Raw genomic sequence first — 567 nt, 5'->3', positions numbered from 1 at the left:
CGTGGAAGCGGTGCGTGCGCGGGTGCAGGTCGTCGTGCCTGTCGAAGCGCTCGGCGCGTTCGAGACGCTCGAAGCGTTCGACACGGAAAGCGTGAGCGTCGTTGTGGCTGAGCTCGCCGGGGCGGGGCCGGTTCCGTTGGAATCAGCCAGGCGCCTTGCCGGGGAGGCGCCGGTGTGGGAGCGCGTCACGGTCGATGCGTGCTCCGGGAGTGTTCTGTCGGTCGATCGGTATCGTCCGAGTGAGCAGATGCGTCGCCTGCTCGCGGCCAGGGATCAGCACTGCCGGTTTCCCGGGTGCCGGGTGCCGGTGTCGCGTTGCGATCTCGACCACACGATCGATGCGGCCCTCGGGGGTGCCACATCGACGCAGAACCTGGCGCATCTGTGTCGTGGGCATCATGTGCTGAAGCATCACTCGGGGTGGCGGGTGCGTCAGAGCGGGGATGGGGACCTGTGTTGGACGAGCCCTACGGGTGCTCGGATACGTGACCGGCCTCCGAGCCGGGTGCGGTTCGCGCGCGCCGAGCGCAACGAACAGCCCCATCCGTTCTAGCGACGAGCCCGGCC

The 567-nt window shown here is 68.8% G+C and carries 1 protein-coding gene; it reads left to right on the top strand.

Annotated features, from left to right (window positions below):
- Positions 1-553 (top strand): HNH endonuclease signature motif containing protein (locus tag PQI23_RS13940; RefSeq protein WP_339975564.1); only part of this gene is annotated, 553 nt, incomplete at its 5' end.
- Positions 554-567 lie beyond the last annotated feature (14 nt).

Source organism: Leucobacter sp. USCH14 (assembly GCF_037619215.1).
In the GTDB taxonomy this organism is placed as follows: Bacteria; Actinomycetota; Actinomycetes; order Actinomycetales; family Microbacteriaceae; genus Leucobacter.
Note: the sequence above shows the minus strand (reverse complement) of the source record. Positions and strands in the feature narration are given on the sequence as shown.